Below are 2,249 nucleotides of genomic sequence, written 5' to 3' on the forward strand. Positions count from 1 at the left end.
ACTGACCGCATGATTAGCGTCGCAAACGGGCTGACGCGGCGGCTCGGGACGCAGGGTGAGCGGTCTGATGACCTGGACCGGCTTGTTGCTTTGCATTCCGAAATCGCGGCTCGGCCCGACTTGCCAAATCCTGCGCAGGCGCAAACCTTTCGTGGGAATGCGCTGAGGGGGCGGTGGATGCGGGATCCGGAGAGTCGTGGTGATGATCTGGACGCTGCGGTGGAGTCCTACGTCCGAGCGTTAGAGCTTACAGGTGATGATGATCCTCAGCGAACCGATCGTATGATCGGACTTGCGAACTGTGTGAGTCGGCGGGTCGATACGGACGGTGAACTGCCTGAGGACCTTGATCGCCTCGTCGCCTTGCACGCCGATATCGCGGGTCGGCCCGATTTGGTTGATCCCGGGGAGGCATGCGCCTTCCATGGGAATGCACTAAGGCGGCGGTGGGAGCGGGATCCGGAGAGTCGTGGGGATGATCTGGACGCTGCGGTGGAGGCGTTTGTCCGGGCGTTGAAGCTGACCGGAGAAGCTGATCCTCAGCGAACCGATCGTATGATGGGACTTGCGAACTGTGTGAGTCGGCGGGTCGATACGGACGGTGAACTGCCTGACGACCTTGATCGCCTAATCGCTCTGCAAACCGAAATAATAGCGCGGTCAGACATTGAGGAGCTCGCGCTGTCGGCGGCATATTCGGTGTCTGGGTTCTGGTTGCAGAGGCGGTGGGAGCGTGACCCGGAGGGTCGTGGTGATGATCTGGACGCTGCCGTCGCCGCATATGCAGCGGCCCTCGCACTGACTTCGGATGATGGGGCCCACCGCACTGAACTCATGGCGGGCATTGGCCACTTGCTAGCTCGGCGGGTGGGTTCGTCTCGTGAACAAGCCGATGACGTCGACCGCCTGATTGATCTGCATAAGGCCATCCTTGCTAGAGCCGACCTTGATACCCAAGAGCGGACAGCTAATGCGAATGGATTGTTCGGCTATTGGCTGTTTTATCGGTGGAACCGTGGTTCGATTGCTAATGGCCTCGACATTCATGATGCTGTGGAAGCTCTCGAGCGTGCGGTCGGAAACGATCCCCTCGCGTTGGTGCCAACAGAGCGCCTCGTCACCCTTGCCAATGCTCTGAGTGGCAGGCTCAACGGGCGGACGGGTGATGACGAAGTCTACGAGAGGTCAGGGGATATCGACCGAATGATAGAGGTCGAGCGCGAACTACTGACGCGCTCAGATCTGGCGGATACCGCGCAAGCTTACGCGATCTACGCGCGGTGGCTTCTTGAGCGGTGGAATCGCGAGCCCAGCAGTAACGATGATCTACGTGAGGCGTTGTCGGCCGCTCAGGCGGCCTCTGACAAGACTACTGCGCAGGCCGACGAGAACATCCGGCGTTACCGGAAGGCGCAGCTAGCCAACCTTCATCTGCTCTGCTACGTTAATAAGGTTCCAGGCGCGAGCATGGGGGAATCAGTGCTGTTGGCAGAATCTGTAATGGTTAGCCACGACGTCGGGACGGACGGTCTATTGCCGGTCCTACGACGACTAACGCGGCAACGATCGGTAGACGGTGCAGTTCAGCAAGGCAACAAATAGTAAGCGGCAACCGTCATCAGTTCTCGGGAGATTTGCCGTCCGGGCGAAGTTCAGTCGTTCGCCACCCAATCATTCGGCCGTCTTTCGCCACACGTTTCGCGGATTGTTCGATGCTGAGGTCGACATCGCCGGGCGGACCGTCAACCCCGACCGCTTCGCCTTCTACATCGCCGAAAACCTGCTTGGTCTTAGCAGCACGACGGCTTGTACTGGCTTCTTTCCACGCGCGAATGCCTTCCAGGAAGGCCCAACTCGTCACCAGACCTATAAAGGCCCATAGCAACGTCGTCCTGTAGTCGTCCACCAGGTAATTGCCCACCAAGCCTGCGACCGATGCCACCACGACTGAAGCGGCAGCCAAGGCTGTATGGCCAGAGGGGCTCGCCATCTCGCCTCCCGCGACGGGGTCCAAAGGAGATGTTGGCGGTTCCGGTACCTCTCCAAGGTGCCAGAGTGCATTGTATGTAGTCGCCCTGCCGTCGTAAAGCAGCACACAGACCGGACCCGGCGCGAAAACTCAACGCACCCGATGCTTAGGACTTGAGCGGGTCGTGGCCCCAGTTCATCAGCGAGTACCGCCACGTCGTGTCCGTGACGTCGCCCTTCGGGCGTTGGGCGCTGTGGCGTTTCACGTAGCCCACGACCTT

Annotated in this window: 3 protein-coding genes; 1 reads left to right on the forward strand and 2 read right to left on the reverse strand. The window is 60.0% G+C overall.

Features of this window, described 5'->3' with window-relative positions:
• The coding region (locus tag AB0H87_RS30890; protein ID WP_360153471.1) for a hypothetical protein at positions 1-1,602 on the forward strand (1,602 nt) is incomplete at its 5' end.
• A gap of 16 nt (positions 1,603-1,618) precedes the next feature.
• Here AB0H87_RS30890 and AB0H87_RS30895 read toward each other — a convergent pair.
• Both AB0H87_RS30895 and AB0H87_RS30900 read right to left on the reverse strand, forming a co-directional pair.
• Positions 1,619-1,990: a hypothetical protein gene (locus tag AB0H87_RS30895; RefSeq protein WP_360153474.1), complete on the reverse strand. Its 372-nt coding sequence runs from the start codon at positions 1,988-1,990 to the stop codon at positions 1,619-1,621.
• Positions 1,991-2,135: 145 nt separating this feature from the next.
• On the reverse strand, positions 2,136-2,249 hold a 114-nt coding region (locus AB0H87_RS30900; protein ID WP_360153477.1), incomplete at its 5' end, for a DUF3140 domain-containing protein.

Origin of the sequence: Asanoa sp. NPDC050611, from assembly GCF_040654855.1 — a bacterium.
Classification (GTDB): Bacteria; Actinomycetota; Actinomycetes; order Mycobacteriales; family Micromonosporaceae; genus Asanoa.